The sequence below is a fragment of the Caulobacter sp. BE264 genome, from assembly GCF_031457805.1.
Lineage (GTDB): Bacteria > Pseudomonadota > Alphaproteobacteria > Caulobacterales > Caulobacteraceae > Caulobacter.
On record NZ_JAVDXI010000003.1, the window covers coordinates 104,771 to 130,957 of the forward strand.

Here is a 26,187-nt window from a genome sequence, read left to right on the forward strand (position 1 = left end):
TTGCGACGACGGCTTAAAGCCAAACTCGGCGGCAACGAAGAATTTTCATCACGCTGGAACGCCTTCACGCAGTTCCGCCAGCCAGACCTCGGCCGTCGCATCCGACGGCATCCGCCAGTCACCCCGAGGCGATAGCGCCCCGCCCGACGAGATCTTGGGTCCGTTGGGCACCGCCGAGCGCTTGAACTGATTGGCGAAGAACCGCTTCAGGAAGAGCTCCAGCCAGCGCTTGATCTCCGGCAGGTCATAGCTTCGCCGCGCCGCGTCGGGCAGCCCGACGGGCCAGCCGCCCCTGTCGGCGTCACGCCAGGCGCTCCAAGCCAGGAAGGCGATCTTGGACGGCGCCATGCCGTAGCGGGTCATGTAGTAGAGATTGAAGTCCTGCAGGGCGTAGGGACCGACGAAGCTCTCGGTCGCCTGAACCTCTTCCCCCGGAACCAGCTCGGGCGAAATCTCAGTCGCGAGGATATCCTCAAGCAAGGCTGTGGTCGCAGCATCGACGTCACCCGAATGGGCCACGAAGCGGATCAGGTGCTGGATCAGCGTCTTGGCCGCGCCGCAGTTGGGATTGTAGTGGCTCATATGGTCGCCAACGCCATAGGTGCACCAGCCAAGCGCCAGTTCCGAGAGGTCGCCTGTGCCGACGACCAAGGCCGCGTTGTGGTTGGCCAGTCGGAACAGGTAGTCGGTGCGCAGACCCGCCTGCACGTTCTCGAACGTCACGTCATAGACGGGTTCGCCACGACCGAACGGGTGATCCAGGTCCTTCAGCATCTGGGTCGCGGCGGGCCGGATATCCAGTTCAGCGGCGGTGACGCCCATCGCCTGCATCAAGGCCCAGGCGTTGGATTTCGTCCGCTCGGAGGTCGCAAAGCCCGGCAGGGTGTAGGCCAGGATATGCGTTCGCGGCAGGTCTAGCTGATCCATGGCCTTGGCGGCGACTAACAGCGCCTGGGTCGAGTCGAGGCCGCCCGAAATCCCGATCACCAGTTTCTTCAGCCCCGCGGCCTCGATCCGGCGCGCCAGGCCCTGAACCTGGATGTTGAAGGCCTCGTAGCAGTTCTCGCGCAGCTTGGCGGGATCGGATGGGGTGAATGGAAACCGCTCGATCGGCCGCGCCAGCGTCAAGTCGCCTTCTGGGGCGGCGAAGCCGAACGGGATAATCCGGAACGGGGTCGAGGGCGGCGTCAGGGCCATGGCGTCGCCAAAGCTGCCGACGCGCATCCGCTCCTGCCGGATACGCTGGACGTCCACATCGGCGAAAGTCCAGGCTGGGCCCGTCGAGAAGCGCGGGGTCTCGGCCAGCAAGGCTCCCATCTCGTGAATGTCGACATGGCCGTCCCAGGCCAGATCCGTCGAGCTCTCGCCAGCCCCGGCCGCCGAATAGACATAGGCCGCGATCATCCGCGAGGACTGGCTGGCGCACAGCAGCCGCCGCGTCTCGGACTTGCCGATGGTGATATTGCTGGCCGACAGGTTCAGCAGGATCTCGGCGCCGGCCAGCGCCTGAGCGGTGCTGGGCGGGGTCGGCGTCCAGACGTCCTCGCAGATCTCGACGCCCACCGTGAACGGCGCGACGCCTTCAGCGTGAAACAGGATGTCGGTCCCGAAGGGAACCGACCGCCCCGCCAGGACCAGCGTCTTGGCGACGACGCCAGCGCCGGGCGTGAACCAGCGGCGCTCGTAGAACTCGCGATAGTTGGGCAGGAAGCTCTTGGGGACCACGCCTAGCACCTTGCCGCCCTGGATGGCGATCGCAGTGTTGTAGAGGCGGCCGCCGTCGCGCAGCGGGCCGCCGACCACGATCATCGGCGCCAAGCCGGCGCTGGCCTCGGCCAACGTTGCGATCGCGGCCTCGACGGCGTCCAGCAACGCCTCCTGCTGCAGGAGATCGTCGATCGTGTATCCGGTCAGCCCCAGTTCAGGGAAAACGACCACGGCGACGCCCGCCGCATCGGCCTCGCGCACCAGGGCCAGGATACTTTGAGCGTTGGCGGCCGGATCCGCCAGTCTCACCTTGGGGACGGCGGTCGCAACCCGAACGAAGCCGTGGCGATAGGGCGAGAAGAACGACGGACTACCCAAGGGATCGGCCTTTCCGGGTTATGCTTAAACTGAGCATAAGTCTGCGACCTGCTATAACGCTCCCGGACGATGTTGCATAGCGCCCACGGCCGGCGTCCAGCGCCCCTTTCCAGACGGCGCGCGGGTTGACCCTCAAGGGTTCCCATGCGAGTGCGCCCCTCGCGCAGCCCTGCAAAACATACAAGACGGAAGCCACCATGCCCGTTTCGCCCATCAAGATGGCCGACGCGATCCGCGTCCTTTCCATGGACGCCGTGCACAAGGCCAAGTCGGGCCACCAAGGCATGCCGATGGGCATGGCCGATGTGGCGACGGTTTTGTGGGGCAAGTTCCTGAAATTCGACGCCTCCAAACCCGACTGGGCCGATCGCGACCGCTTCGTGCTGTCGGCCGGTCACGGCTCGATGCTTCTCTACTCTCTGCTGCATCTGACCGGCTTCAAGGCCGTGACGATGAAAGAGATCGAGAACTTCCGCCAGTGGGGCTCGCTGACCCCCGGCCACCCCGAAGTGCACCACACGCCCGGCGTCGAGACCACGACCGGTCCGCTGGGCCAGGGCCTGGCCACCGCCGTCGGCATGGCCATGGCCGAGGCGCATCTGGCCGCGCGCTACGGCTCTGATCTCGTCGATCACCGCACCTGGGTGATCGCCGGCGACGGCTGCCTGATGGAAGGCGTCAGCCACGAGGCCATCAGCATCGCCGGCCGCCTGCGCCTGAAGAAGCTGACGGTGCTGTTCGACGACAACAACACCACCATCGACGGCGAGGCCACCATCGCCGAGACCGGCGACCAGGTCGCCCGCTTCAAGGCCGCTGGCTGGGCCGTGAAGGTTGTCGACGGCCACGACCACGGCAAGATCGCCGCCGCCCTGCGCTGGGCCACCAAGCAGGATCGCCCGACCATGATCGCGTGCAAGACGCTGATCTCGAAGGGCGCGGGCCCGAAGGAAGGCGACCCCCACAGCCACGGCTACACCCTGTTCGACAACGAGATCGCCGCCTCGCGCGTGGCCATGGGCTGGGACGCCGCGCCGTTCACCGTGCCGGACGACATCGCCAAGGCCTGGAAGAGCGTCGGCCGTCGCGGCGCCAAGGTCCGCAAGGCCTGGGAGGCCAAGCTGGCCGCCTCGGCCAAGGGCGCTGACTTCACCCGGGCCATGAAGGGCGAGCTGCCCGCCAACGCCTTCGAGGCGCTGGACGCCCACATCGCCAAGGCTCTGGAGACCAAGCCGGTCAACGCCACCCGCGTGCACTCCGGCTCGGCGCTGGATCACCTGATCCCGGCGATCCCGGAGATGATCGGCGGCTCGGCCGACCTGACCGGCTCCAACAACACTCTGGTCAAGGGCATGGGCGCGTTCGACGCTCCTGGCTACGAGGGCCGCTACGTCCACTACGGCGTGCGCGAGTTCGGCATGGCCGCCGCCATGAACGGCATGGCGCTGCATGGCGGGATCATCCCCTATTCGGGCACCTTCCTGGCCTTCGCCGACTACAGCCGCGCGGCCATCCGCCTGGGCGCCCTGATGGAAGCCCGCGTCATCCACGTGATGACCCATGACTCGATCGGCCTGGGCGAGGATGGTCCGACCCACCAGCCGGTCGAGCACGTGGCCAGCTTGCGCGCCATTCCGAACCTTCTGGTCTTCCGCCCGGCCGACGCGGTGGAAGCCGCCGAATGCTGGAAGGCGGCGCTGCAGCACAAGCGCACGCCCTCGGTGATGACCCTGTCGCGCCAGAAGACCCCGCACGTGCGCACCCAGGGCGGCGACCTGTCGGCAAAGGGCGCCTACGAGCTCCTCCCCGCCGAGGGCGGCGAAGCTCAGGTGACGATCTTCGCCTCAGGCACCGAGGTCGGCGTCGCCGTCGCCGCGCGCGATATCCTGCAGGCCAAGGGCAAGCCGACTCGCGTCGTGTCCACGCCCTGCTGGGAGCTGTTCGACCAGCAGGACGCCGCCTACCAGGCCGCCGTCATCGGCAAGACCCCGGTCCGCGTCGCTGTCGAAGCCGGCATCCGGATGGGCTGGGAGCGCTTCATCGGCGAGACCGGCAAGTTCGTTGGCATGAAGAGCTTCGGCGCCTCGGCGCCGTTCGAGCGGCTCTACAAGGAATTCGGCATCACCGCCGAAGCCGTGGCCGAAGCCGCCGGCGCTTGAGGCTCCGCACGGGGCGGGGTCTAGAACTCCACCCCCAAGCGGACGATGAAGACTAGGGCGTCCCTCAAGGTGCGGTCAGCCCCGGGGTTCCGCACATACTGCAGGTCCGGCTGGATGGTCGCCGGCCCGATCCGGTCAAAATAGGTGATCTCGATCGCGCTCTCGGCGCGCTCAAGCGGCTGCCCAGCATCCCGGGCATTGTCTCGGTGCTTGCTGGACAGGAACGCCTGATTGAGGCCAAGCGAGAATGCGCTGTCAGGCCGCGCCGCGAAAACCCGCTCGACAAGCACCCCCGCCTGCCATCCGGCCTTGAAGGCCGTCGTGTCGCCATCGGAGACGCCGAGACGCGCGAAGGCTGCGATCTTGCGAACCGAGTCCTCCTGGCCCTTCAGCGTGCGTTCCAGGAGCACGTAGGCTCCCTTCGCCGTAGCCCGCCCTGGATCGCCCGAGGGGCTCAAGGTCCTCAGGTCGTCCTGCTGGTCGCTGTAACGCCAAGTTCCGACGGCGACCTTGCCACGTCCCTGCCAGCCCGCCTCGGCGATCGCCAGGACCCCATGCTCGAACGAGGTGCTCACGCCGCCAGGATCGCCCAGCACGCCCGCATTGGCGTTCAGGACAGCAGCCTGAGCGTAAAGGTGCTCGTTAGGCGTCCAGCGGAAACGCACAGCCAGGGCGGTGGAGGGGAAGATCGACGGCCCGTTCGGCCCTGTCGCGGCCAGTTCGGTGCCGATGCCGAAGGCCGGGGCCAGAAGCAAGCCGGCGCTTTCGTTGGCGTAAAACTCGCTGTTGAGATCGTAGAGGCCAGCGCGGACCGAGCCCTGGTCGCCGAATCCCTGCTCCACCCAGGCCTCGAACAGACGCAGGCGGTGGCGAGAGACCTCGATATTGTCCACGCCCTGCAGGCTGCCGACGTCGTCGTTCGGCGTTGCGCCGCTGTTGTTCAGCAACTGGAAATGGGCGGTCGCGCCCTTCCAGCCGATGGCCCGGTCCAGATCGACGTCGGCAAAGACCTGCAGATTGTCCAGAACGCGGCCGCGCTTGGCGAGCCCGCCGCTGAGCGTCGCTGCGACATCAGCCTTTTAGGCGAGGCTGAGCTGAATCGCCGGATCGCCTTCAGCCGCGGCCGCGCTGGTCGCCAGGACGGCGCTGGCTAAACAGAAGCAAGTCGCCAGTTCGCTCAAGCCGCGTTTCGTCTTGGCTTGGCGCATTCACGCCCCCCCGGCGATTGATCGAACCCGACCGATCTTGCGGGCGAGTCGGCGCCGTCCGGTAAACCTGGGCTGTGGCGCGTCGTCGCAGGGTTAGCGCGACGATAGGCAAGAAAATGCGAGACCGACCCCGCACCGGGGCCTGATAGGACATTCAAACTAATCTTGGGAGGTCCTTGGTGGAGCCGAGGGGTTTCGAAGGGCCTTCTCACCGCGTCGCTGGCTATTGCAAAAAGCCCAGATCTAGAAAGGAGTTACGGCCTGCGATGTCTCTCGGCGTCGCAGGCCGTCGCCCAAAACCGCTGCTCGTTTTTAGGGTAATTTTGAGGGTGAGACGGCTCAGCACAACAGCGGATGTTCTGCTAAGGTTCTCCTATGGCTCGTCTCATCAATCGCCTCACCGATCGCACTGTCCGCGCTTTGAAGGAGCCCGGCCTCTACCCGGATGGCGCGGGCCTGTACCTTGAGGTGACCAAGGGCGGCTCGAAGCAGTGGGCCTATATCTTCCAGTGGCGCAAGAAGCGGACGCAGATGGGCCTTGGCGGCTTGCTGGCGGTCAGTCTTGCCCAGGCGCGCGAAGCGGCTGCTGACGCGCGTAAGCTGGTCCAGCAGGGCTTTAACCCGATCGAAGCGCGCAAGGCCGAAGCCATGGCGGTCAAGACCTTCGGCGATATGGCTGACGCGGTTCTGGAGACGAAGAGGCCGAGCTGGAAGAACGAGAAGCACCGTGAGCAGTGGGAGACCTCGCTGAAGGTCCACGCCGCGCCGATCCGGCCGAAGGCTCTGGCCGACATCACGACGGACGACGTGCTCGACATCCTGAAGCCGATCTGGACCAGGATCCCCGAGACGGCGGCGCGGACCCGAGGGCGGATTGAGATCGTCTTGGACGCAGCCAAGGCCAAGGGACTGCGCGCTGGCGAGAACCCGGCACGATGGAAAGGGCACCTGGAGCATCTGCTTCCAAAGCGGAAGAAGCTCTATCGCGGTCACCATGCAGCCTTGGGCCTGGCCGAGCTGGGGGCGTTCATGGTCGCGCTGAGAGAGCGCCAGGCTATGGCCGCCCGCGCACTCGAGTTCACGATCCTGACGGCGGCGCGCACCGGGGAGGTGCTGGGCGCGACCTGGGCGGAGTTCGATCTCTACCGCGCGGTGTGGACGGTGCCGGCCGAGCGCATGAAGCTGCGCGTGGAACACCGCGTGCCGCTGAGTACGCCTGCCCTGGCGCTGCTGACCGAACTGGCAAGGGCCAGCAACGCAAAGCCCAACGAGCTGGTGTTCCCCAGCCCGATCACCGGGGACAAGATGTCAAATATGGCCATGCTGATGCTGCTGCGCCGGATGACACGGCCAGAGCTTACCGTGCATGGCTTCCGATCGACTTTCCGGGATTGGGCGGGGGAGCTGACGAATTTCCCTCGCGAGGTGGCGGAGGCCGCGTTGGCCCACACTGTCGGCACCGACGTGGAGAAGGCCTATCGGCGCGGGGACGCCCTGCTGAAACGGCGCAAGATGATGGAAGCCTGGGCGACGTTCTGTGGTCGCACGGGGGTTTTGGTCGAGTTTCGACGAGCCTAGCTGGCTTCACTCGTCATCAAGATCGATCACTTGATGCAGCTCGGTGACGCGATAGGCGATCATCTTGCCGCTCCGGATCTCGGCGCTCACGTCGACCACGAAGCCTTTCTTGAAGACGTTGTCCTCCGCTTCTGTGATCTCGTGCTTGATCTGCTGCTCAGCGAGTTCTGAGGCGTAGATCAACGGCAAGCTCTTTGGCGACAGGGTCTCGATCTTGACCAGCTCACCAGATCGCTTGCCGATCGCCTGGCTGCGGACATCTGATCGCGTGAAGACCATCAGGACGCGGGCGTGATTGGCGCCGCTCTTGTGGTCCACCAGCACCTTCTGCTCTTCGACCCGTTCGCGGATTTCCCTTGCCTGGGAGGTATCGAACTTGAACGCAGCCTTGGCCTTGTAGGCCCCGTTCTCGATCTCGAACGCGGCGATCTCAAGGGTGGACTCAGGCGTCGCCGCTACGGCCGCCACCTGATCATAGAAATCTTTCAACTCGCCCTTACCCGCGCCCTCTACTCGACCGCCGGGCTTCAAGAGCGCGGAGAGCCGTCCGCCATAATGCTCGACGAATTCAGCGACCGTATTGGCGCCGTCGAGAACCTTGACGATGGTATCGGCTCCCCCGGCAGTGGCGAGGAACGGGATCAGATCCGCGATGATCGATCCGGCGCGTACCTCCTTCACGAAGAGAGTTGCCTCGCCGGGTCGATCGGGGCGCTCCGTTTTGATGAAGCGCTCGTACTCCGCCGCTACGGAAGTAAAGGTCGACACGAAATCGGTCAGCTCGATTGGCTCTTTCACGTCGAGCCGCAAGCGGATGAATGGTTGACCGTGCTCCATGGCGGCACCGTAGGAGCGCAATTTCGAGTTGTCACTAGACATGGCCACGCTCCAGGCCGGGCATTCTGGAGGGTGCCTACGTCAACTTTGGACGCGGTTGAGCGCTCGCTTCTTCCAGGCGATGGAGGAGCCCCTCAAGCACCTCCCGACGGATCAACGTGCGCGAGCCAACCTTCAACGTCGTCAACTCCCCGCGTTCGATCAGTCGATAGAGAGTGGCCTTGCTGAGGCCGGTGGCTTCGGCTGCCTCGTCCATGCGGTACGACAGCTTATCGGACGCCGCGATCATCGCAGGGCTCCTTTGGGAGGTCGGGGAGTTCCGCCACGTACATCCAGTGCGTCGCGGGAAACTGCAGGTGGGTCGGCGCGCCGGGCGTCATCGCGATCTTCAGCGCGCCCGGAGCCCAGAACATGCGGCGGCCATCGGCGGTAGCGACGAGGATCGGCTCATCGCGGTCTGGCCAATCGGCGATCGGCTTCCAGACGCTGGGCGTGCCGCGTCCCTCGGCGGCGAGCCGCACGACCACCCAGGCTTCGGCGAGCTTGAAGGGCGGGCGCGGGAGTTCGCGATGCGGGTTGAGGGCGAGCAGATCCTCGCAGTCCTCAAGCCAACGCCAGACGTGGCCCAAAGCCTCGGACAGGGACAAGGACATCAAGCCGGACTTAGAAGTCACCGTCGACCTCCTCGTCCTCGTCCCCTCCGTTGACGGCAGAGCCGTCGGGCGCATCGTCGACAACCTCCTTGGCGCCCGCCTTGGTCCAGCTGTGGTTCGGCGCGGCGTAGGTGAGGTCGTGACGCTCCAAGTAGGCTTCCAGGGCGTCGCGGGCGATGCCCAAGGCGGTCTCAGGGTCCATGTCGTCGAACCCAAGTGCGATGTAGTCCGCCATCGCCTTCTCGAAGTCGGCGCGCCTGAGAACATTCTCGGTCGGCTCTTCCGGCGGGGTGTTGAAGCCGGCGGCCGCGTTGACGGCCATCACCATCACCCACATGCGGGCGGTGGAGCGCTCGTTACCCGACCGGCCGGTCACCACGTCGGCGCCATTGGCGTCGATCACAGTGCCATCCGTGCGAACCCGCCACGGGAGGGGAGCCTCGGCGATCTCCAAGGTCGCGCTGATACGTCGGTCAATGTTGGCGAACCCGGTTCGCTTGGAAAGGTCGACCTCCAGTTCGCGGGCGAGCGTGTAGGCCTGCCTGCCGGCGCGTCGCGCCTTGGTCTTGGCCTCGGCATCCGCCTCGGCTTTGGCCGCTTTGTCGGCCTCCCCCTGGGCACGCTGAGCGACGATCGCGGCGCCCTCTGCGCTGAGCTCAAAGGGACCGTTCAGCCACGGCGTCGCGTATCCATCGGCGTCACCAGGGTCGTAGGCGTTGGCGGCGGCTGCAGCGTCATGCAGCTCAGTGCGGATAGCCCGAGCAACGACGCGGAGATGACCGGCGGTCCCGACTTCCGGCGGCGCATGGTCGGCGTACGCCTTGTCCAGCCAGTTCCGAGCCTGGAAGTAGACCGTGACCTTCCAGCGACCATCCTGATAGCCGGGGCCGCTGACATAAACCCAGCCGCGCTCCTGCAGGGCCGCAAGAGCCTCCCCGAACGGGCCGTCCGAATGTTCGGCGGCGATTTCCGTCGAGTAATAGCTCGATTGGCTGTTGGCGTTCGCGCAAGCGACGAGAAGCTCGGCCACGATCATGCGCTCAACGAGCGTCAGGTCCTCGGGCTTGGGCTCGGGCGGCGCCTTCGGCTTCTGGAGCTTCTTCTTGGCTTCCCGGACGGTCAGGTGGTCCTCGTCGTCCTCAGGCAGGGACATGCGGGCCTGATCGGCGGCGGAGAGCTGCAGCAGCTGGAGCCGCAGCTGGACGTTCCGGCGCGAGCAGTCCGCCTCGTCGGCGACCTGATCCGTCGACCAGCCTTCAGTCTCGATCAGGCTCTGGAAGAACCGAGCCTCCTCGATCGGCGTCATGTTCCGCCGCTTGCGGTTCTCGGCGAAGGCGCGCAGCCGGTGGCCCAGGTCATCGGTCTCGATGATCAGGGCGTTGAGCGGCTTGTCCTCTGGCCAGTCGCCATCGGCGATGGCGGCGCCGATCGCGCGCCAGCGGCACTCGCCGGCCACGATGCGGTAGAGCGGCAGCGGCTTGCCGGCCGGGCCGATGACGTTGAACTGGCCGTCGAGCTGGTCATCCAGGCGGACAACCAGGTTCTGCAAAAGTCCCTTCTGCAGGATGTCCTGGCGCAGCTCGTCGATGTGGAGGTGGAAGGCCTCGCTATCGAGATCCTTGCGAGGGTTCAGCGGGTCGGGGATCAGCTGCGCATGGCAGAGCCCCACGATGCCGTCGGCTGGCGCGGCGGCCAGGCCCTCGGCGATGTCGGCTGCGCGGATCACCGCCTGGGCGCCGATGGCGAGCGACAGGCCGTCGGCGTCCTTGCTCAGTACGCCCCCCTCGACCAATCGGCCGATGGTCTTATGCAGGTTGGACTTGTCCTTGCCCGTCAGGCGGGCGAGATCCGCGGTGGAAGTCGAACCGCCATGGGCGACAATCGCCCGCAGCACGTCAGCGTTCTGAAACGCCAGCTGGATATCCATGGTCAGCCCCAATGGATGTAGGCGGCCACAGCCGCGATGATGGAGAGGAAGACGACGGCGGCCACGAAGGCCTTGCCGTCGTCGGAGAGGATGCTGGGGCGGGGCCTACGCATCGCATTGGGCCTTGAACCAGCTGAGCGCCAGCAGGGTCAGCGGCGTGAACACCGACCAACCGACCAGCACCCCGGCCCAGAAGTCGGGGATCCGCATCAGACTTCCCCGATGGCCGACATGTAGAGGTCGAGGATGGCGTCCTCTTCCTGGCGCTTGGCGCGGTCGATCTTCCGAAGGCGAACCACCTTCTTCATGACCTTGGTGTCGAAACCCGAGCCCTTCGCTTCGAGGTAGATCTCGCCGATCTCCTCGCTGATCTGGGCCTTGTCCTTCTCCAGGCGCTCGATGCGCTCGATCAGGCTCTTCAGTCGGCCCTGGGCCTGACCGTTCAGGACGTCTTCGCCCGTGTGCTTGTCGTCGGCCATCAATGCAGCTCCCGCTTGCCGCCGCTGGCGGGCTGGGTCGGCGGATCGCCCGGCAGGACTTCCGCGTCGGGTTCGAGGAGGGCGAAGGCGGCTTGCACGCGGGCCAGGCGCTCGTCGCAGCAGTCACAGCGGCCCGGCTGATAGTCCTCGCCGCCGATGCTGTTGATGATGTCGCCGAGCAGCGTCTTGGCCGCGAGTTCGGCGCCGGCCGGGCTGGCGCCGTGGACGCTGTAGGCCGCGACGCCGTCGGGCTGCTCGTCGATGACGATGGCGACCATGGGCTTGCGGGTCTTGTCGGCCAGGGCGTGGGCGCCATCGCGCCAGCGGCTCAGCCAGGTCTTGGGAGCGCGGCCCATCAGGCGGCCCTCCGCAGCGGCTTGCCGGCGGCGCGGATCGCGGCCTGCAGCTGGGGGCCGTCAGCGTGGGGAAGGACGACGGTGGCGATCCAGTCGGTCGGCCCGCCGGCCCGGTCGCCGACCTTGATGTTGAAGCCTTGGAAGGTCTCGGACGTGTCGTAGGCGCCGACGCACGGCGCCACCGACAGGGCCTGCTTGCCGCGTAGAGCCTGGATGCGCAGCGCGACGGCTTCCAGCGACGGGTGTTCCTCGACGCCGACGCCGAGGCCCCGGATCAGGGTGAACGGAGGGATGGCTTCGCGAGGCATCAGGCGCGCCCCGCTTCCAACTGCGCCGCCTGGGCGAACGCGGCGGTGGCGGCGCGGGCCATCCGGCGGGCCGGATCCCGCAGCGGCTTCTGGCGCAGCGCGGTGGCGGCGTCGTTCAGCTGGCGCGCGGCGGTGCCGGCGGTGGCCGGGGCCAACGTCCAGCGGACGCCGCCGACGGCCACGTCGACAACAACCTGAGCCTTACGACCGGCTTTGACGTCGACGCGGTGTGAGATGGTCGCCGCCGCAGGGTGCGGCGACAACATGAGGCAGTCGACGAGCGTGTCGACGACGGATTGACTGGTGCGCATAGCGTCCTCTCCCGACTTCGGACCGAAGCAGGACGCTACGTAGTGGACTATTCGTCCTAATTGTCAATGTGGTGTCTAGGACTATCGAGGACCGATCGTCATGGACGGTTCGTTAGCATGGCCAATCAGTCATAGACGGCAGAACACCGTATGAAGGGCCTTCACGCTGGTCGCAGGGTAACGAAGTTCGCGGTCTTCGTTGTACTGGTGGGCGAAAACCTGGCCGTCGCGCTGGCCCTTATAGGTCTTCACCACGCCCGAACCGTCGTTGAACTCAATGAGCGCATCGCGGTCGCGGGTTGGCGGGACGTTACGCTGAATGACCAGCGACTCGCCGTCAAAGATGCGCGGCTCCATGCTGCTGCCCAGGGCGCGGACCACAAAGACCTCCCCGCGAGGAGCCATGCCCATGGGCAGCTCCATCCAGTCGATGATCTCGCCGGTATTGAAGGCGATGCGGTCTCCGCCGGACGCTGCTGCGTAGCCGTACACCGGTACTCGCAGGTGGGCCGGCTCGTCGCGAACGGCCCTGCTATCGGGCGTAAAGGTCATAGCCTCAGCGCTAGCAAAGGCCTCGTCCGGGCTGTCGAGAAACTCCTCGATCGCCTGACTTTCTTTGATGGTCAGGCCGCCACCTTTCCCGAGCTTGCGGGCTAGGTAGCTGGGATCCATCTTGAGGTGTTTCGCCAAGCGGTGCTTGGCCCCGCGCTTCATCTGCACGAGGCGGTCAGCAACGTCATGCCAGTCCGTAAGGTCGCTCATAAGAGCGACTATCGGCGGACGCATCGCAACGGCGCTATTGACGGATAGTCCCAAATCAGTCCAGCCCAATAGGACGACAAGTCATAGACGGATCGTCCTTATGCAGGAAGGCGCTACCTACGGCAATGCTTCGACAGCGGAATCACCTGTCGAGCGAGTGATGCGCGTGTTCGGCTCGGCGCGCGCCACGGCCATCGCAGGGCTCACCACGGGAGCCTTGATCAAATGGAACCGCGCCTTGAGCAAGGGCGGCGGCGGTGGCCTCGTGCCGGCGAAGTACCAGGGACGGTACCTCCGCGCGGCGCAAGAGGAAGGCCTTCCCCTCACGGCGGAAGACTTCATTGCGGAGCCGCGTCCATGACCCGCACGCCTCACGCCACGTCGGCGGATATCGCCAAGTGGAAGCGCCTGGCCAAGGAAGCGGCCCGCGCCAGTGGCGACGCCTCCGTGCCGCTGGGCGATCTGGAGAAGGCGACCGCCGCCGCCCGGCGCGCGATCGTGCCCGTTGGGGTGATCGACAAGAACAACCCGTTTGTCCGCCTGGTTCGCACCTCGCAGCGGTATCTCGCCAGTGACCGCGACCGGGTCGAGCTGGCTTCGGACTTGGCGGTGCTGTCGCAGACTTGCGAGGCCCAGCTGGTTCCTCCCCCCGATCCCTCGGCCCTGGCACGCGAACCGCGTTCGCGTCTGCCTTACGCTGACGAGTAAGCGCCATGACGGGGGGCGCTCACTTCAGCTGGACGGTCGGGGCGCTCGAAGATCTGCGCGCCTTCAACCGTATCGACGGCGATCTGAAGAAGCTCGCCCACATCATGGGCTGCACCTCGCAGGACGTGGACCAGGCGCTCTGGTTCCTCCTCGGCCGCAGCCCGGAAGAGGCCCTTGAGGCCATGCATCATCACAAAATGGGGGCCTGCGCGTGAGCTGGGGCAACGATCAAAACCTTCGCATCGAAGACCTGCCCGACTTCGCCACGCGCGCGCGGGGGATCCTCCGCCACTCTGGTGCCACCACGCTTGCGGACGTCGCCGCCAATCGTGGCGCTTGGCGAGACCATCCGCTGGCGACCAAGACGGTGATCGCCCATGTCGAGGACGTACTCGCCGAGTACGGCGCGCCGGCATGAAGGCCGCCCCGTCAGGAAGCACCGCGGTTATGGCCCGCCGGGTCGCCGGGGCCGATGACGAGGATGCGCAGCGGAAGCTGTGGCGCGCGCTGGACTTCTATCCGACCCCGCCCTGGGCGGCGCGCGCCGGCGCCGAGCTGATCAAGCGCATCGACCCGCAGGCGCAGTCGGCGTGGGAGCCGGCCTGCGGCGAAGGCCACATGGCCGAACCGCTGGGCGCCTACTTCGACACGGTACACGCCAGTGACATCCATCCGCACGGCTATGGCGCGGTGTACGACTTCCTGGCCGCCGGGCCGGGCGAGCGGTTCCCGGTCGATTGGGTAATCACGAACCCGCCCTTCCTGCTGGCCAGCGAGTTCCTGCAGCGCGGCCTGGAGGTGGCCTCGCGCGGCGTCGCCTTGCTCTGCCGCCTGGCGTTCCTGGAGTCCGAGACCCGGTATCAGTTGCTGTATGGCGACACGCCGGTGACGATCGTTGCCCCGTTCACCGAACGGGTGGCGATGCAGCTGGGCTCTTGGAACCCGAAAGGCGCGACGGCCACAGCCTACGCCTGGTTCATCTGGGTCAAAGGCTCGACGATGCGCGCCCAGCTGGATCCGATCCCGCCGGGCGCCAAGCGCCGGCTCAGCCGGACGGCCGACGTTCAGCGCTTCGCCCTGATGAGCGACGCGCCGCTGCTCGATGGCGGCGAAGCATGAGCCAGTTTCTGCGCGCCGCCATGGACTATGCCCGCAGGGGGATCGCGGTCTTTCCACTCCAGCCGCGCGACAAGGCGCCGTACGGCCGCACCATCGGCTTCAAGCAAGCCGCGCATATGCCGGGCCTAGTCGAGGACTGGTGGACCGGCCGGCGCTGTCTCGAGTTGAAGCCCGACGCCAAGAACAAGGCGCCGGTGCGCGCCCGCATCGACAGCAACATCGGCATCGCGACCGGCGCGATCTCGGGCTTCTGGGTTCTGGATCTCGATGGTCCCGAGGCCGAAGCGGCGATCGCCCGCCTGGAAGCCCTGCATGGCCCGCTGCCGAAGACCGTCCAGCAGGCGACGGGGCGCGGGCGTCACCTGTGCTTCGCCTGGAACCCGGCCTTTCCGGTGCGCAACATGAGCAAGCGCAGCCAGGAGCGGATCGGCGCGAAGATCGATGTGCGCGGCGACGGCGGCTACATCGTCGCGCCGCCGTCGGTACACCCAGGCAAGCCCGAGGAAGGAATTCCGCCGGGGCGGATCTACGCCTGGACGCCGGGCTGCTCGCCCCAGGAGCTGGCTTTCGCCGAGGCCCCGGCCTGGCTGCTGGAACTGGTCTGCCCGCCCCCGGAACCTGAACCCGTCCGCGCACCCATCAAACCTCGGGCGCCGGCGGCTGGTCGCGCGAGCGCCTATGGCGAGGCCGCTCTCGACGGCGCGGTCCGGACGATCCACGGCGCGCGCGTCGGAAGCCGCGACACGACCCTTTATCGCGCCAGCTGCTCGATCGGCTGTCTGATCGCCGGTGGCGAGATCGACCACGATTACGGCCGATCGGTGCTGATCGAGGCCGGGCGGGTCCACGTGCCCGACGCCATGACCGTCGCCCAGCTGGAGCGCCAAGTGGACCGCGCCCTGGCCTGGGGTGAGAGCCGCCCGCGATCGGCGGGCGAGCGCCCGCGCCAGCGCAGCGTCCAAACCGAACGGCAGGCGTCGGCGACCAAAGGGGTAGAAGCCATCCGGGAGGATGGGGCGACCGAAGCGGCGCGACTGTGGGACTCGGCGCGATCGGCCTGGTGCAAGGCGACGACGCACTGGTTCGAGGCGCGCGGCCTTGCAGGCACACCCTGCGGCGCGACAGAGGTGCTCAATCGCTTCCGCGTCCATCCGAACGCGCCGATCGGCGGCGGGCGCACCGGGCCGTCGCTGATCGCCCCGCTCGTGCGTCAGGACGGCGACCCGATCGAGGCCCTCGCGGTCCTGCCGTTCGAAGCCGACAGGATCACCCATCTCGTCGGCGACAGCGACGGGCGCGTCGTCATGCTGACGCCTCTGCGCCCCGGCCATGAGCCGGAAAGCCTGATCGTGGCCCTGGATCTCCAGGACGCTTGGTATCTGCTGACCCAGGCTTGGCGCGAGGAGATCTCGGCCGGCGCGGTGATCGCGCCGCGTCTCTCGACCTTCGCGGGCGGGGCGCTGGGTGACCGCTGGGGGCGTATCGACCCCGACGCGCCCGCCCATGACCCGACACGGCCGCCCTGGCGCGCGAGCGATCAGCGCAGCGTCTGGCTGGCCGTTCGCCGTGACATTCGCGGTCCCGAGATGCGGGCGCGCGCCTTCGGCGGCGGCTCTCGGCCGGTGCGCCTGGAAGGCGACGAGGCTAGCCGGTTCTACGGCGGCCTCGCGACCCAGGCCTGGCAGCGGCCGGCCGACGACTTCAATCCCGCGAACCGGGTTCGCGTGATCGGCCCGCTCGGAACGGGCGGCTTCAATGTGGGAGGACAGGTGTAGTGGCCGACGGTGAGTTTCCGGGCGCGGCGCCCATGAGCGCTGGCCCCTCGGCAGCTGAATTGAGCGGGTACCCGCTGAATGACTTCGGCAACGCCATGCGCTTCATTCGCCTGGTGGGCGGCGAGGTCGACAAGGACGGCGACGTCCGCGAGCTGTCGGCCGCGACGGTGCTTTACGTGCGCAACCATGGCTGGGTCGGCTTCAACGGCCGGCATTGGGATCTCAAGGCCGGCGAGGGCCTGGCCCGGAAATGGGCGGCGAAGGTCGCTCGCGGCATGCACGCCCAGGCCGAGATCCTCTCGCAGCAGATCTCGGCGACGGGCACGGCGTCCAAGAAGGACATCGAGGCGCCCTACGACTTCGCCGAGAGCTGCGGCAACAGCGGGCGCATGGACGCCATGCTGAAGGTGGCCAAGACGTACCTGGAAGTCGAGCTTGAGGCCTTCGATCGCGATCCGCTGGCGCTCAACGTCAGGAACGGGACGCTGTTCTTCCGTCGAAAGCGCGACGCCAAGGGCAAGGTGGTCGGCGCGGACTACGAGTTCCGCGAGCGCCACGACCCATCCGACCGCATCACCCGCATGGCAGAGGTCAGCTATGACCCGAAGGCCCAAGCCCCGACCTTCCAGGCGGTGCTAGCGACGTGGCAGCCGCAGGAAGCGCTGCGCCGCTATCTCCAGGTGCTGACCGGCTACGGCTTCACCGGCGACACGTCCGAGCAGATCTTCATCATCTTCCAGGGCCTGGGGCGCGACGGCAAATCGACCTTCATGAACATGCTGCGGAAGCTGGCCGGCAGTTACGCCGCGACCGCCGACGTGAAGACCTTCCTGGAGCAGTCGGCCAAAGGCGGCGGCGACGCCAGTCCCGACCTTGCGCGCCTGGCCGGTGACACGCGGCTGATCTCGACCGCAGAGCCGCCCAAGAACGCCAAGCTGTCGGACGATCGGATCAAGAGCTTCACCGGCGGCGGCAACATTACGGCCCGCCATCTGCGCGAGGGCATCTTCGAGTTCGAGCCGGTCGGCAAGGTCTTCATGGAGTGTAACGGCAGGCCCCAGCCCCAGGGCTCCGACGAGGGGATCTGGCGACGGCTGAAGCTGCTGCTCTGGGAAAACCAGATCCCCAAGGGGACCGAGGACAAGGAGCTGCCGGGCAAGCTGGCGGCCGAGTGGCCCGGCATCCTCAATTGGATCGTCGAGGGCATCGTCCGATGGCTGACCGAGGGCGTGAAGGATCCGCCGCGCGTGCTCGAAGCGATCGAGGATTACCGCAAGGGCTCGTCCAGCTTCGCCGAGTGGGTCAGCGACAGCCTGGTTCTGGACAAGCAGGCGGTGACGCCGGCCAAGGAGTTGTACGACAGCTACAAGACCTTCATCACCGACCGTGACGAGAAGCCGATGAGCCAGACGGCCTTCGGCCGGGCGCTCGCGGACCTTCAGGTCATCCGAGGCAAGCGTGACAGCGTCGGCCGCGTCATGCGCAGCGGTGGCCGTCTGAAGACCGACGCCGAGCGCGCGGCCGAGACAGCGGCCCTGTCGGAGGATGGCGCCGGCGGCTCTTCGGGTATGGGCCTTGGCGGCGCGTCGGGCTTCGACATCCCGCCAGACGAGGACGATGACGACGGCCCGTTCCCCGATGGATAGGCGGCGCGGGCTGAACAGTCCTGAACAGTTTGAACAGTTGAGCGCTGGGGCAGAGGCCCCGCCGAACAGTTCGAACCCTTCGGCGGCGGCGGACTGTTCAAATACTAAAGGACTGAAAAGACTGTGTTTCTGAACAGTCCGAACAGTCCGAGGAGTTTTCGCTAGCCGGGGCCTTGTGAGGCGAGTGCGGGCAGGCGTGGCGTTTGTGGGTGTGTGAGGCGGGTATCTGTTCGGCGTGTTCGGTGGGTGTGTCGAGGCGTCGTTTTTTGGGTCGGGAGAGGTTGAGGTGATCAAATCCATCAAGAAAGAAACCAAGGGTAAGGCTGGCCGGAAGGCCAGCGGGCTGCGCGACCTGTCGCCTGAAGCCGCTCGCTTGGCGATCAGCCGCGCCGCGCTGCGGGCGATCGAGACGCCGCTGCCCGCCGACCTGTCGGTGGCGGCGCAGCAGGCCCGCCGCGCGGAGATCGCTCGGGTTGGCCTGAAGCGCGAAGCGAACCTGGTTCGCGGCGCGGTCGCCCTGCAACAGACCGCCATCAAGGCCACGGGCATGTCGGGCGGCGTCCCGACCTTGGAGCGCCTGCTGCGCGACGACGTCTCGATGGCCAGCTTGCAGACGGTCGAGGACGGCGAGTTCGCTATCCGGCCGGTCATGCGCAGCAAGACGATGCAGGAAGTGCTCGTCGGCTGCGGCGTTGAACGGGCGGTCGCCTGGGCGGGCGAGGAATTCATCGCCGATGTCGAGCGCGCGACGATTGGACGCCTGACCGCCAGCTATGGCGAAGGCCTCGGCGGCGCGGCGACGGCCGAACCGCTGCGCGTACTTCAAGCCCTGGACCGTCTCGGCCGAGCGCAAGAGCGCTTGACCCGTAAGGAGCGCGTGGCGGTGTGGGGCTTCCTGGTGCTCGGCATGTCGGCGACCGACGTAGGCTGGGCCTTGGTGGGCAACGCGCTGGCCAAGCCGAAAGGCGGCGAGCGGGACATGCGCACGGCCACGGCCTTGGTCGTTGAAGCGGCCCTCGAACGGATGGCGGTCTTCTACAAGTCGGTGGCTTGACAAAAACGGCACTTTAATCGCATTGATTTCCTCACGCACAGAGTTGCGCCTGAAGCCCGCCCGGCCCCGAGCCCGGCGGGCTTTTTCGTGGCCCGACGCTGGCGCGTGCGTTCCCCTCCCAAGATCCTGCGGCGCTCGCCCTGATCCAGGGCGGGCGTCCTTCTTGGAGCGCCATGCCCTCTCAGCCCCGCATCTTCCGGCCTGGCGGCTCGCGCTCGCGGGCCGATGCTCGCCGCGCCTACGACGCCACGCGGCGGGATCGTCATGCCTGGCGCGCTTGGTACGGCCTCGCCCGCTGGCATCGCATCCGCGCCCGCCAGCTGCGCGACCATCCGCTCTGCGCCCTGTGCGAAGAGGACGGCCTCGTCGTCCCCGCCACGGTCTGCGACCACGTCGAGCAGCACGGTGGCGACGAGGAGAAGTTCTGGTCGGGTCCGTTTCAGTCGCTGTGCAAGCCCTGCCACGATCGCCGAAAGCAGGCCGAGGAGGCCGCCGCCCGGCGGGCCGCCCCCCGGCCGCGCGCCGGTGGGGGGGCATCGAAAGTCTGAGGCCGCCCGTCCCCCACACCGGCGTCCCAAGCACGCGCATTTCTCCGCGATATTCTGCAGAACATTTTTTTAGAGGGAGGGGCGCATGGGCCGACGCCCTGATCCCGCGAGCGTCCAGCACGCGAAAGGCAATCCCGGCAAGCGGCTCTCGAAGGCCGAGCGCCAACGTCTGGAGTCGGAGCGCCTGGCGGGCCTGATGGCCGCCGCCCCGGCGGCCGGCGCGGACCCGCTATCGCCGCCCGCGTTCCTGGACGAGCGCTTCGGCCCGGCCCTGGCGATCTGGCGCGAATATGCGCCGAAGCTGGCGGCCACGAACCGCCTGGGCGAGCTGCACCGCCATACCTTCGCGCTGTTCTGCGTCTACATGGGCGAGTGGGTGGCCGCGAACGAAGAGATCGTCACCAAGGGCGCGACCCAGCGGATCAAGAACGTCTCGGGCTCGTACCGCGAAGTCGACCGCCCGGCGGTCTCACGCCGCGCCACGGCGTTCGCCGCCGTCATGGAGCTGTCGGAACACTTCGGCTTCACGCCGCACGACGAGTACGCGCTGATGAAGGACCAGGTGGCGATGGGCCAGCTGGGGCTCTTCGGCAACGCGAAACCTGCCGCCGGCGCAGCGCCGCAACCCGAACAGCCTGCGGCGGCCACCCAGGCTGAAGACCCGATCGGCGCCCTCGGCCGCATGGACTCGGCGCCGCCGCGCCCGCACTGACCATGACGCGCGACGAGGCGTCGGCCGGCGCCTCGCCGGACGCGATCCAGTCCAGCCACGGCGAGGGACTGTGGCCTCTGCCCGACTGGCTGAAGTCGGTCGAGGAGGATCCGACCTACGCCTGGGTGATCACCCAGTGGAAGCGCGCGGCGGGGGTGCCTGGTGCGTGGTTCGACTACGCCAAGGCCCAGGGCGCGGTAGACCTCTGGCCGAAGATCTTCACGCTCACCGAGGACCGCTTCGCCGGGAAGCCCTTCCGGCTGGTGCTCTGGCAAGAGCTGATCGTCCGCATGCTCGTCGGCTGGAAGGTCCCGGTGGACCTGCTGGACGAGGAGACCGGCGAGCCCAAGGTCGAGCAGGTTCGGCTGTTCCGCCGGCTGATGCTCTGGATCCCGCGCAAGAACGGTAAGAGCGAGTTCCTGTCGGCGCTGGCCCTGCTGTTCTTCGTGCTGGACGGCACCGTCGCCGGCCAGGGCTTCGCCTTCGCCCGCGACGAGAAGCAGGCCAAGATCGTCTTCGACAAGATGAAGGCGATGGTCTTCGGCGAGCGGTCGGACGGCAAGCCGCCGCCGCTGGCCAAGGGCATCGTCGGCTTCAAGAAGTCGCTCTGGATCCCGAAGATCCGCGCTCTGTTCGAGTTGCTCACCGGCAAGGCCGAGGGCAAGCACGGCAGGTCGCCCACGGTCATCGTCGGCGACGAGATGCACGAATGGGAGAGCCTGGATCTCTCCACGACGCTGCGCCAGGGCACCGGCGCCCGCCTGCAGCCGATCGAGCTATACGCCTCGACCGCCGGCCTGAAGGACAAGGTTGTCGGCTACGGGCTCTGGGAAGAGAGCCGCGCTATCCTCGACGGTCGCATCGACGATCCGACCACCCTGGTCGTGATCTTCGCGGCCGATCCCGACGCCGATCCATTCGACGAGAAGAACTGGCCTGGCGCGAACCCGTCGCTGGGCCTGTCGCCAACGATGGCCTTCCTCCGCCGCGAGGCGGCGCTGGCCAAGGACAACCCGCGCGCCGAGGCGCATTTCCGCCGCTACCACCTCAACCAGTGGGTCGACAGCCTCGTCCGCTGGCTGAACATCAAGCGCTGGGACGCTTGCGCCAAGGACAAGAAGGCCTGGAAGCGGTTCCCCAAGGACCTGCTGGGCCGCAAGTGCTTCCTGACCATCGACGTGTCGTCGACCCAGGACGTTACCGCGCTGGTGCTGCTGTTCCCGCCCGTCGAGGCGGGCGAGCCCTGGAAGCTGGTCTGCCGCTTCTGGGTCCCTGAAGAGACACTGGCGAACCGGGTTCGCAACGATCGGGTCTCCTACGACAAGTGGCAGTCGATCGGCGCGCTGGAGACGACGGACGGCGACTACGTCGACCAAAACGCCGTTTATGAGGCGGTGCTGGAAGCGTTCAACGACTACGAGATCGAGCTGCTCGGCTACGATCCGTGGAATGCCCGCAAGCTGATCGGTGACCTGCAGAAAGCTGGCGTCGATCCCGAAAAGATGGTCGAGATCCGGCAGGGCATCCCCTCGCTGGGCGAGGGCACCAAGCACTTCGAGCGCCTGGTGTACGCCGGCCAGATGGACCACGGCGGCAACCCGATGCTGCGCTGGATGGCCGGCAACGCCGTCGTTCGCTTCGACGAAAACATGAACTTCGCCCCGGCGAAAAAGAAGTCGCGCGAGAAGATCGACGGCATCGTGGCTGCGGTCATGGGCTGCGTCCTGGCCTTCTATGAAGAGCCCGAGGACGAGACGATCGGCGGCGGCGTGGTGGAGGTCTGATGCTCGGATCCAAACCCAAGGCCTCCGCCGCGTACCGTCCGCTCGTCCTCGACGAACCGGTCGATCGCCCCCAGGCGGCCACCACCTTCCTGTCGTCGGATCTCGAAGCCTGGCAGGGCCTGTTCCCTGACCTGGGCGTCGGCGTCTCGCCCGACACGGCCATGCGTCACTCGACGGTCTATCGCTGCGTCTTCCTGATCGCCTCGGCGATCGCCAAGGCCCCGCTGCTGTCCTTCCGACGCGGTGAGGACGGCTTTGACGTCGAGCTGGTGGACCACCCGACGGCCCGTCTGCTGAAGGACCGGCCGAACCCGCGCATGACGCCAACGATCTTCTGGCGTCTGGTCGTGTCGCAGATGCTGCTGCGCGGCAACGGCATCGTCTGGATCGAGCGCAAGCGTTCGGGCGAGCCTGTGGCGCTGTGGCCGATCCCAATGGCGCGCACGACGATCAGCCTGCGGAATGGCCGGCTGCGCTACCAGCTCACGCTCGACGACGGCGCGATCGTCATCGCCGACCAGGACGACGTGTTGCACTTCCCCGGCTCGACCGAATGGGACGGCCTGAAGTGCAAGACCCCGATCCAGGCGATGGGCGCATCGGTCGGCATCGGCCTGGAAGCCGACCGCTACGCCCGCGCCTTCTTCGAGAACGACGCGACGCCGCCGAGCTACATCACCTATCCGAACCAGTTCAAGAACGCCTCGGGCCAGGCCGACGAGATCCGCCGCGTCTGGAAAGATCGCTTCGGCGGCGCCAACCGGCACTCGGGTCCGGCCGTCCTCGACCAGGGCGGCGAGGTCAAGCAGCTGGCCATCACGGCCGAAGACGCCCAGCTGCTGGAGACGCGCAAGTTTCAGGTCGAGGACATCGCCCGGCTGTTTGGCGTGCCCCGTCCGCTGCTGGCCATGGACGACACGACCTGGGGCTCGGGCGTCGACAGCCTGGGCCTGCTCTACCTCGTCCACACCCTGGACCCGCACTTCGTGGCCATCGCCCAGGAGTGCGGCTGGAAGCTCTACACGCCGTGGGCCGTCTACTGCGCCCACGATCCCGAGGCCTTGACGCAGTCCGACACGAAGGGCCGCTCCGAGGCCGATCGTGTGGCCCTCGGCGGCTCCGCCGGCCCTGGATACATGACCCAGAACGAGGTCCGTCGCCGTCGCCGCCTGCCCCGCAGCAGCGATCCCAACGCCGACAAGCTGACCGTCTGGACCCCCAAGCAACAAAAGGACACCGGCGATGCAAAAGCTGATCCAGCTGCTGGCCAGCAATAAGGACCGCGGTTCACGGCCGAAGGCCGAAGCCTCGGGCGACGAGGCCACGGTCTACCTGTACGACGCCATCGGGTACTGGGGCGTCGAGGCCTCCGACTTCGTGAAGGATCTGAAGGCGATCGACGCCAAGACGATCAACCTTCGCATCAACTCGCCGGGCGGCGACGTCTTCGACGCCCGCGCCATGAAGGTGGCGCTGGAGCAGCACCCGGCCAAGATCGTCGCCCACATCGACGGCCTGGCCGCCTCGGCCGCCTCGTTCATCATGCTGGCGGCCGACGAGATCCGCATCGCCGACGGCGCCTTCGTGATGATCCACAACGCCTGGGGCCTTGCCATCGGCAACGCGCAGGAGATGCGCGCCACGGCCGACCTGCTGGACAAGGTCGACGGCACGATCGTCAACGACTACGTGGCCAAGACCGGCAAGACCGCCGACGAGGTCAAGGCCTGGATGGCCGCCGAGACGTGGTTCACCTCGGCCGAGGCCGTCGAGCATGGCTTCGCCGACAGCATCGCCGACAAGCAGAAGGCCGACGCCTCGGCGGCCAACTTCGATCTTTCCGCCTACCGCAACGCGCCCAAGGCGCTGCGCGAGCCGGCGGCGAAAACCTTCGATGCGATGGCGAACGATCGCCAGCGCTACGAAGCCCGGCTCGGTCTCTACGAACGCGCCGCCTAAGCCCGCCCCCGCAAGGGCGTCACACCCAAGCCGCCAGGGACCTCCCGGCGGCTTTTTTCATGGAGACTACTGATGTCGAAAGGCATTCAGGCCCTGCGGGAACAGCGCACGGCCCACGCGAAGGAAGCTCGCAACATCCTGGACACCAAGACCGGGAAGGACTGGACGGCGGAAACGGCCGCCGAGGTCGACGCCCTCTACGCCAAGATCGACGATCTGGACGGCCAGATCGAACGCTTCGAGCGCGCCCTCCAGCTGGAAGACAGCCTCGACCAGCGCGGCCAGCAACGCGCCGAACGTTCGGGCCGCTCGGTCGACGAAGAAGCGCACAACGTCGCCACGGAAAAGGGCATCTTCGACGCTTGGTGCCGTGGTGGCATGGATCAACTGAGCGACGAGCAGCGCGAACACGTTCAGGCCCGCCGCAACGAAGCCCGACGCCTGTACGGCGCTCAATCGGTCGGCACCGGCTCGCAGGGCGGCTATCTCGTCCCGCGCGACTTCGCCGGCACGATGCTGGAGAAGATGGCGGCCTGCGGCGGCATGCGTGAAGTCGCCGACATCCTGCAGACGGATGGCGGCAACTCGATCGACTTCGCGACGGTCGACGAGACCGGCCAGGAGGGCGAGCTGGTCGCGGAAAGCACGGCGGCCAGCGGCGGCGACATCACCTTCGGCACCACGGCGATCGACGCCTACAAGTACGGCTCGAAGGTGGTGACCATCCCGATCGAGCTGCTGCAGGACGGCCGCGTCGATATCGAGGCCTACGTCAACCGCGCCCTGGCCGAGCGTATCGCCCGCATCACGAACCGCCACTTCACCGTGGGCGATGGCACGAACAAGCCGCGCGGCGCCGCTGTCGCCGCCGCCCAGGGCAAGGTCGGCGCGACGGGCCAGACCGCCGCCGTCACCTATGACGACTTCGTCGATCTCGAACACTCGGTGGACCCGGCCTATCGCCGGAACGGCTCGTGGATGTTCCACGACCAGACGCTGAAGGTGGTCAAGAAGCTGAAGGACAGCCAGGGCCGCCCGCTGTGGCGTCCGGGCGTCACCGGCGGCGATCCGGACGACATCCTGAACTACCGTTACACCATCAACCAGCACATGCCGCAGATGGCCGCGAACGCGAAGTCCATCCTGTTCGGCGACTTCAAGAAATACCTCATCCGCGACGTGATGGCGGTGACGCTCTTCCGCTTCGCTGACAGCAAGTACATGGAAAAGGGCCAGGTGGGCTTCCTGGCCTGGTCGCGCCACGACGGCGACCTGATCGACGCCTCGAACGAGTCGATCAAGCACTACGCCAACTCGGCCACCTAAGCCGACGCCGCCGGCCGGGCATCTTGCCCGGCCGGGGCTCTCTTCCCCTCTCGCGACAGGATCGGACGCCATGTTCGTCAAGATGCTCACGGCCATGGCCGGAGACTCGTTCTCGTATGACCACGGCGCCGTGGTCGAAGTCGAAGCCAAGACCGGCAAGGCCTGGCTCAAGGCCGGCATCGCCGAGGCGGCGCCCGACAGCGAGGCCCTGAAGACCCAACTGGCCACGGCCAGCGATACCGCCACCCAGGCCACGGCCCGCATCGCGGAGCTGGAAGCCGAGGTGGAGCGGCTAACGGCGGAACTCGAGGCCTTGAAGGCCCCGCCGGCCGACGAGACCCCCCCGGCCGAAGGCGGCGAGTGATGGCGGACCCGGTCGAAGTCCCGGCCGGGCCGCTCGTCACGCTGGACCTGGCCAAGCAGCACCTGGGCGTCTGGTCCGATGAGACCGACGCCCTGATCACCCTCTACATCAACGCCGCCAGCGACCGGATCCGCACCCGCCACGTCTTCGGCGATCCGGTCCCGGCCAACGTCCAGGCCGCCACGCTCCTCATGGTCGAAGACCTCTATGACCCGCCCGAAGCGGCGGCGGCCGAGCAGCGCCTGAAGACGATCGACAACCTGCTGCGTCCCTTCGAGACGCCCGAGGTCTAGGAGGCCGCGCCATGGCTTGGGTCGAGTTCACCGACAAATTCCGGTTCGTGCCGCCGGCTGATCGACGGGTCACCGTGCGCTATAGCGCCGGCCAACGCCTGTCGGTCACTGCGGAGTGCGCCCGCCAGGCCGTCGAGGCCGGCGTCGCCAAGCGGATCAAGGCGCCGGCGCGCGGCGAGGTCCCGGACGGCGCGCCTGAAGAGACCGCCGAGGCGAACCCGGTTCGCGAGGACTGA

Annotated in this window: 31 protein-coding genes; 20 read left to right on the forward strand and 11 right to left on the reverse strand. The window is 67.2% G+C overall.

Translation table 11 applies throughout. The features are described 5' to 3' along the window. Positions 1-48: 48 nt before the first annotated feature. Positions 49-2,085 carry an NAD(+) synthase gene (locus J2X45_RS08680; RefSeq protein ID WP_310213783.1) on the reverse strand — a complete coding sequence of 679 codons (2,037 nt, stop codon included), beginning with the start codon at positions 2,083-2,085 and terminating at the stop codon, positions 49-51. Between the two features lie 197 nt (positions 2,086-2,282). Between J2X45_RS08680 and tkt the strand changes: the two genes are divergently transcribed. Continuing rightward, positions 2,283-4,244: a transketolase gene (gene tkt / locus J2X45_RS08685; protein WP_310213784.1), complete on the forward strand. Its 1,962-nt coding sequence runs from the start codon at positions 2,283-2,285 to the stop codon at positions 4,242-4,244. A 20-nt stretch (positions 4,245-4,264) separates the two neighbouring features. Here tkt and J2X45_RS08690 read toward each other — a convergent pair whose 3' ends face one another. After that, entirely contained in the window at positions 4,265-5,269 is a 1,005-nt protein-coding gene (locus J2X45_RS08690) for a carbohydrate porin (RefSeq protein WP_310214396.1), read from the reverse strand. Between J2X45_RS08690 and J2X45_RS08695 the strand changes: the two genes are divergently transcribed. Together J2X45_RS08695 and J2X45_RS08700 are read left to right on the forward strand one after the other, a co-directional pair. Then, positions 5,198-5,398, forward strand: coding sequence for a hypothetical protein (locus J2X45_RS08695; protein ID WP_310213786.1), 201 nt, complete (start codon positions 5,198-5,200; stop codon positions 5,396-5,398). The two genes, J2X45_RS08690 and J2X45_RS08695, sit on opposite strands and share 72 nt — an antisense overlap. Before the next feature lie 429 nt (positions 5,399-5,827). Beyond that, positions 5,828-7,030, forward strand: coding sequence for a phage integrase central domain-containing protein (locus J2X45_RS08700; protein WP_310213787.1), 1,203 nt, complete (start codon positions 5,828-5,830; stop codon positions 7,028-7,030). Between the two features lie 6 nt (positions 7,031-7,036). Here J2X45_RS08700 and J2X45_RS08705 read toward each other — a convergent pair whose 3' ends face one another. The 9 genes from J2X45_RS08705 to J2X45_RS08745 form a co-directional block, all read right to left on the reverse strand. Continuing rightward, complete coding sequence (locus J2X45_RS08705; RefSeq protein WP_310213789.1) at positions 7,037-7,909, reverse strand: hypothetical protein; 873 nt, start codon at positions 7,907-7,909, stop codon at positions 7,037-7,039. Positions 7,910-7,943: 34 nt separating this feature from the next. Then, a complete protein-coding gene (locus J2X45_RS08710; RefSeq protein ID WP_310213791.1) occupies positions 7,944-8,156 on the reverse strand; it encodes a helix-turn-helix domain-containing protein in 213 nt (70 codons plus the stop codon). After that, complete coding sequence (locus J2X45_RS08715) at positions 8,137-8,541, reverse strand: hypothetical protein (RefSeq protein WP_310213793.1); 405 nt, start codon at positions 8,539-8,541, stop codon at positions 8,137-8,139. Before J2X45_RS08715 ends, J2X45_RS08710 begins: the two co-directional genes overlap by 20 nt. Beyond that, the gene (locus J2X45_RS08720; protein WP_310213795.1) at positions 8,531-10,447 is read right to left on the reverse strand and encodes a MarR family transcriptional regulator; all 1,917 of its coding nucleotides are present in this window, start codon (positions 10,445-10,447) and stop codon (positions 8,531-8,533) included. The genes J2X45_RS08715 and J2X45_RS08720 overlap by 11 nt, the downstream gene beginning before the upstream one ends. A gap of 209 nt (positions 10,448-10,656) precedes the next feature. Further along, positions 10,657-10,926, reverse strand: a complete 270-nt coding sequence (locus J2X45_RS08725; RefSeq protein ID WP_310213796.1) for a DUF2312 domain-containing protein — start codon at positions 10,924-10,926, stop codon at positions 10,657-10,659. Then, entirely contained in the window at positions 10,926-11,282 is a 357-nt protein-coding gene (locus J2X45_RS08730; protein ID WP_310213797.1) for a hypothetical protein, read from the reverse strand. The genes J2X45_RS08725 and J2X45_RS08730 overlap by 1 nt, the downstream gene beginning before the upstream one ends. After that, on the reverse strand, positions 11,282-11,590 hold the full coding sequence (locus tag J2X45_RS08735) for a hypothetical protein (RefSeq protein WP_310213799.1): 309 nt from the start codon (positions 11,588-11,590) through the stop codon (positions 11,282-11,284). Before J2X45_RS08735 ends, J2X45_RS08730 begins: the two co-directional genes overlap by 1 nt. Continuing rightward, a complete protein-coding gene (locus J2X45_RS08740) occupies positions 11,590-11,901 on the reverse strand; it encodes a hypothetical protein (RefSeq protein ID WP_310213800.1) in 312 nt (103 codons plus the stop codon). The genes J2X45_RS08735 and J2X45_RS08740 overlap by 1 nt, the downstream gene beginning before the upstream one ends. 129 nt (positions 11,902-12,030) lie before the next feature. Further along, positions 12,031-12,663, reverse strand: coding sequence for a S24 family peptidase (locus J2X45_RS08745; RefSeq protein ID WP_310213802.1), 633 nt, complete (start codon positions 12,661-12,663; stop codon positions 12,031-12,033). Between the two features lie 100 nt (positions 12,664-12,763). On the opposite strand from J2X45_RS08745, the gene J2X45_RS08750 reads away from it, so the two are divergent. The 17 genes from J2X45_RS08750 (at position 12,764) to J2X45_RS08830 (ending at position 26,187) form a co-directional block, all read left to right on the forward strand. Further along, a complete protein-coding gene (locus J2X45_RS08750) occupies positions 12,764-13,024 on the forward strand; it encodes a hypothetical protein (RefSeq protein WP_310213804.1) in 261 nt (86 codons plus the stop codon). Next, entirely contained in the window at positions 13,021-13,371 is a 351-nt protein-coding gene (locus J2X45_RS08755; RefSeq protein WP_310213806.1) for a hypothetical protein, read from the forward strand. The genes J2X45_RS08750 and J2X45_RS08755 overlap by 4 nt, the downstream gene beginning before the upstream one ends. Before the next feature lie 5 nt (positions 13,372-13,376). Further along, complete coding sequence (locus J2X45_RS08760; RefSeq protein WP_310213807.1) at positions 13,377-13,586, forward strand: hypothetical protein; 210 nt, start codon at positions 13,377-13,379, stop codon at positions 13,584-13,586. Further along, positions 13,583-13,789 (forward strand): hypothetical protein, encoded by a 207-nt coding sequence (locus tag J2X45_RS08765; protein WP_310213809.1) that lies wholly within the window; start codon positions 13,583-13,585, stop codon positions 13,787-13,789. The genes J2X45_RS08760 and J2X45_RS08765 overlap by 4 nt, the downstream gene beginning before the upstream one ends. Before the next feature lie 29 nt (positions 13,790-13,818). After that, the gene (locus J2X45_RS08770) at positions 13,819-14,490 is read left to right on the forward strand and encodes a hypothetical protein (protein ID WP_310213811.1); all 672 of its coding nucleotides are present in this window, start codon (positions 13,819-13,821) and stop codon (positions 14,488-14,490) included. Further along, positions 14,487-16,265, forward strand: a complete 1,779-nt coding sequence (locus J2X45_RS08775) for a bifunctional DNA primase/polymerase (protein ID WP_310213813.1) — start codon at positions 14,487-14,489, stop codon at positions 16,263-16,265. The genes J2X45_RS08770 and J2X45_RS08775 overlap by 4 nt, the downstream gene beginning before the upstream one ends. 32 nt (positions 16,266-16,297) lie before the next feature. Continuing rightward, positions 16,298-17,911 carry a phage/plasmid primase, P4 family gene (locus J2X45_RS08780; RefSeq protein ID WP_310213814.1) on the forward strand — a complete coding sequence of 538 codons (1,614 nt, stop codon included), beginning with the start codon at positions 16,298-16,300 and terminating at the stop codon, positions 17,909-17,911. 286 nt (positions 17,912-18,197) lie between these two features. Continuing rightward, complete coding sequence (locus tag J2X45_RS08785) at positions 18,198-18,965, forward strand: hypothetical protein (RefSeq protein ID WP_310213815.1); 768 nt, start codon at positions 18,198-18,200, stop codon at positions 18,963-18,965. A gap of 173 nt (positions 18,966-19,138) precedes the next feature. Beyond that, complete coding sequence (locus tag J2X45_RS08790; RefSeq protein ID WP_310213817.1) at positions 19,139-19,513, forward strand: hypothetical protein; 375 nt, start codon at positions 19,139-19,141, stop codon at positions 19,511-19,513. An 85-nt stretch (positions 19,514-19,598) separates the two neighbouring features. After that, on the forward strand, positions 19,599-20,225 hold the full coding sequence (locus J2X45_RS08795; RefSeq protein ID WP_310213818.1) for a P27 family phage terminase small subunit: 627 nt from the start codon (positions 19,599-19,601) through the stop codon (positions 20,223-20,225). 2 nt (positions 20,226-20,227) lie between these two features. After that, positions 20,228-22,009 carry a terminase TerL endonuclease subunit gene (locus J2X45_RS08800; protein ID WP_310213819.1) on the forward strand — a complete coding sequence of 594 codons (1,782 nt, stop codon included), beginning with the start codon at positions 20,228-20,230 and terminating at the stop codon, positions 22,007-22,009. Then, a complete protein-coding gene (locus J2X45_RS08805; protein WP_310213820.1) occupies positions 22,009-23,286 on the forward strand; it encodes a phage portal protein in 1,278 nt (425 codons plus the stop codon). The genes J2X45_RS08800 and J2X45_RS08805 overlap by 1 nt, the downstream gene beginning before the upstream one ends. Then, a complete protein-coding gene (locus tag J2X45_RS08810) occupies positions 23,252-23,968 on the forward strand; it encodes a head maturation protease, ClpP-related (RefSeq protein ID WP_310213822.1) in 717 nt (238 codons plus the stop codon). Before J2X45_RS08805 ends, J2X45_RS08810 begins: the two co-directional genes overlap by 35 nt. A 72-nt stretch (positions 23,969-24,040) precedes the next feature. Continuing rightward, positions 24,041-25,294, forward strand: a complete 1,254-nt coding sequence (locus J2X45_RS08815; protein ID WP_310213824.1) for a phage major capsid protein — start codon at positions 24,041-24,043, stop codon at positions 25,292-25,294. A 70-nt stretch (positions 25,295-25,364) separates the two neighbouring features. Next, positions 25,365-25,658 carry a hypothetical protein gene (locus J2X45_RS08820; RefSeq protein ID WP_310213826.1) on the forward strand — a complete coding sequence of 98 codons (294 nt, stop codon included), beginning with the start codon at positions 25,365-25,367 and terminating at the stop codon, positions 25,656-25,658. Further along, entirely contained in the window at positions 25,658-25,951 is a 294-nt protein-coding gene (locus tag J2X45_RS08825; RefSeq protein ID WP_310213828.1) for a head-tail connector protein, read from the forward strand. The genes J2X45_RS08820 and J2X45_RS08825 overlap by 1 nt, the downstream gene beginning before the upstream one ends. A gap of 11 nt (positions 25,952-25,962) precedes the next feature. Continuing rightward, positions 25,963-26,187 carry a hypothetical protein gene (locus tag J2X45_RS08830; protein WP_310213829.1) on the forward strand — a complete coding sequence of 75 codons (225 nt, stop codon included), beginning with the start codon at positions 25,963-25,965 and terminating at the stop codon, positions 26,185-26,187.

Coding starts and splice junctions, on each gene's coding strand:
- J2X45_RS08700 (WP_310213787.1), top strand. CDS start 5,828: ATGGCTCGTCTCATCAATCGCCTCACCGATCGCACTGTCCGCGCTTTG.
- J2X45_RS08775 (WP_310213813.1), top strand. CDS start 14,487: ATGAGCCAGTTTCTGCGCGCCGCCATGGACTATGCCCGCAGGGGGATC.
- J2X45_RS08720 (WP_310213795.1), bottom strand. CDS start 10,447: ATGGATATCCAGCTGGCGTTTCAGAACGCTGACGTGCTGCGGGCGATT.
- J2X45_RS08820 (WP_310213826.1), top strand. CDS start 25,365: ATGTTCGTCAAGATGCTCACGGCCATGGCCGGAGACTCGTTCTCGTAT.
- J2X45_RS08795 (WP_310213818.1), top strand. CDS start 19,599: ATGGGCCGACGCCCTGATCCCGCGAGCGTCCAGCACGCGAAAGGCAAT.
- J2X45_RS08825 (WP_310213828.1), top strand. CDS start 25,658: ATGGCGGACCCGGTCGAAGTCCCGGCCGGGCCGCTCGTCACGCTGGAC.
- J2X45_RS08755 (WP_310213806.1), top strand. CDS start 13,021: ATGACCCGCACGCCTCACGCCACGTCGGCGGATATCGCCAAGTGGAAG.
- J2X45_RS08725 (WP_310213796.1), bottom strand. CDS start 10,926: ATGGCCGACGACAAGCACACGGGCGAAGACGTCCTGAACGGTCAGGCC.
- J2X45_RS08770 (WP_310213811.1), top strand. CDS start 13,819: ATGGCCCGCCGGGTCGCCGGGGCCGATGACGAGGATGCGCAGCGGAAG.
- J2X45_RS08800 (WP_310213819.1), top strand. CDS start 20,228: ATGACGCGCGACGAGGCGTCGGCCGGCGCCTCGCCGGACGCGATCCAG.
- J2X45_RS08815 (WP_310213824.1), top strand. CDS start 24,041: ATGTCGAAAGGCATTCAGGCCCTGCGGGAACAGCGCACGGCCCACGCG.
- J2X45_RS08830 (WP_310213829.1), top strand. CDS start 25,963: ATGGCTTGGGTCGAGTTCACCGACAAATTCCGGTTCGTGCCGCCGGCT.
- J2X45_RS08780 (WP_310213814.1), top strand. CDS start 16,298: ATGAGCGCTGGCCCCTCGGCAGCTGAATTGAGCGGGTACCCGCTGAAT.
- J2X45_RS08740 (WP_310213800.1), bottom strand. CDS start 11,901: ATGCGCACCAGTCAATCCGTCGTCGACACGCTCGTCGACTGCCTCATG.
- tkt (WP_310213784.1), top strand. CDS start 2,283: ATGCCCGTTTCGCCCATCAAGATGGCCGACGCGATCCGCGTCCTTTCC.
- J2X45_RS08810 (WP_310213822.1), top strand. CDS start 23,252: ATGCAAAAGCTGATCCAGCTGCTGGCCAGCAATAAGGACCGCGGTTCA.
- J2X45_RS08760 (WP_310213807.1), top strand. CDS start 13,377: ATGACGGGGGGCGCTCACTTCAGCTGGACGGTCGGGGCGCTCGAAGAT.
- J2X45_RS08710 (WP_310213791.1), bottom strand. CDS start 8,156: ATGATCGCGGCGTCCGATAAGCTGTCGTACCGCATGGACGAGGCAGCC.
- J2X45_RS08730 (WP_310213797.1), bottom strand. CDS start 11,282: ATGGGCCGCGCTCCCAAGACCTGGCTGAGCCGCTGGCGCGATGGCGCC.
- J2X45_RS08750 (WP_310213804.1), top strand. CDS start 12,764: ATGCAGGAAGGCGCTACCTACGGCAATGCTTCGACAGCGGAATCACCT.
- J2X45_RS08735 (WP_310213799.1), bottom strand. CDS start 11,590: ATGCCTCGCGAAGCCATCCCTCCGTTCACCCTGATCCGGGGCCTCGGC.
- J2X45_RS08805 (WP_310213820.1), top strand. CDS start 22,009: ATGCTCGGATCCAAACCCAAGGCCTCCGCCGCGTACCGTCCGCTCGTC.
- J2X45_RS08790 (WP_310213817.1), top strand. CDS start 19,139: ATGCCCTCTCAGCCCCGCATCTTCCGGCCTGGCGGCTCGCGCTCGCGG.
- J2X45_RS08705 (WP_310213789.1), bottom strand. CDS start 7,909: ATGTCTAGTGACAACTCGAAATTGCGCTCCTACGGTGCCGCCATGGAG.
- J2X45_RS08745 (WP_310213802.1), bottom strand. CDS start 12,663: ATGAGCGACCTTACGGACTGGCATGACGTTGCTGACCGCCTCGTGCAG.
- J2X45_RS08695 (WP_310213786.1), top strand. CDS start 5,198: ATGGGCGGTCGCGCCCTTCCAGCCGATGGCCCGGTCCAGATCGACGTC.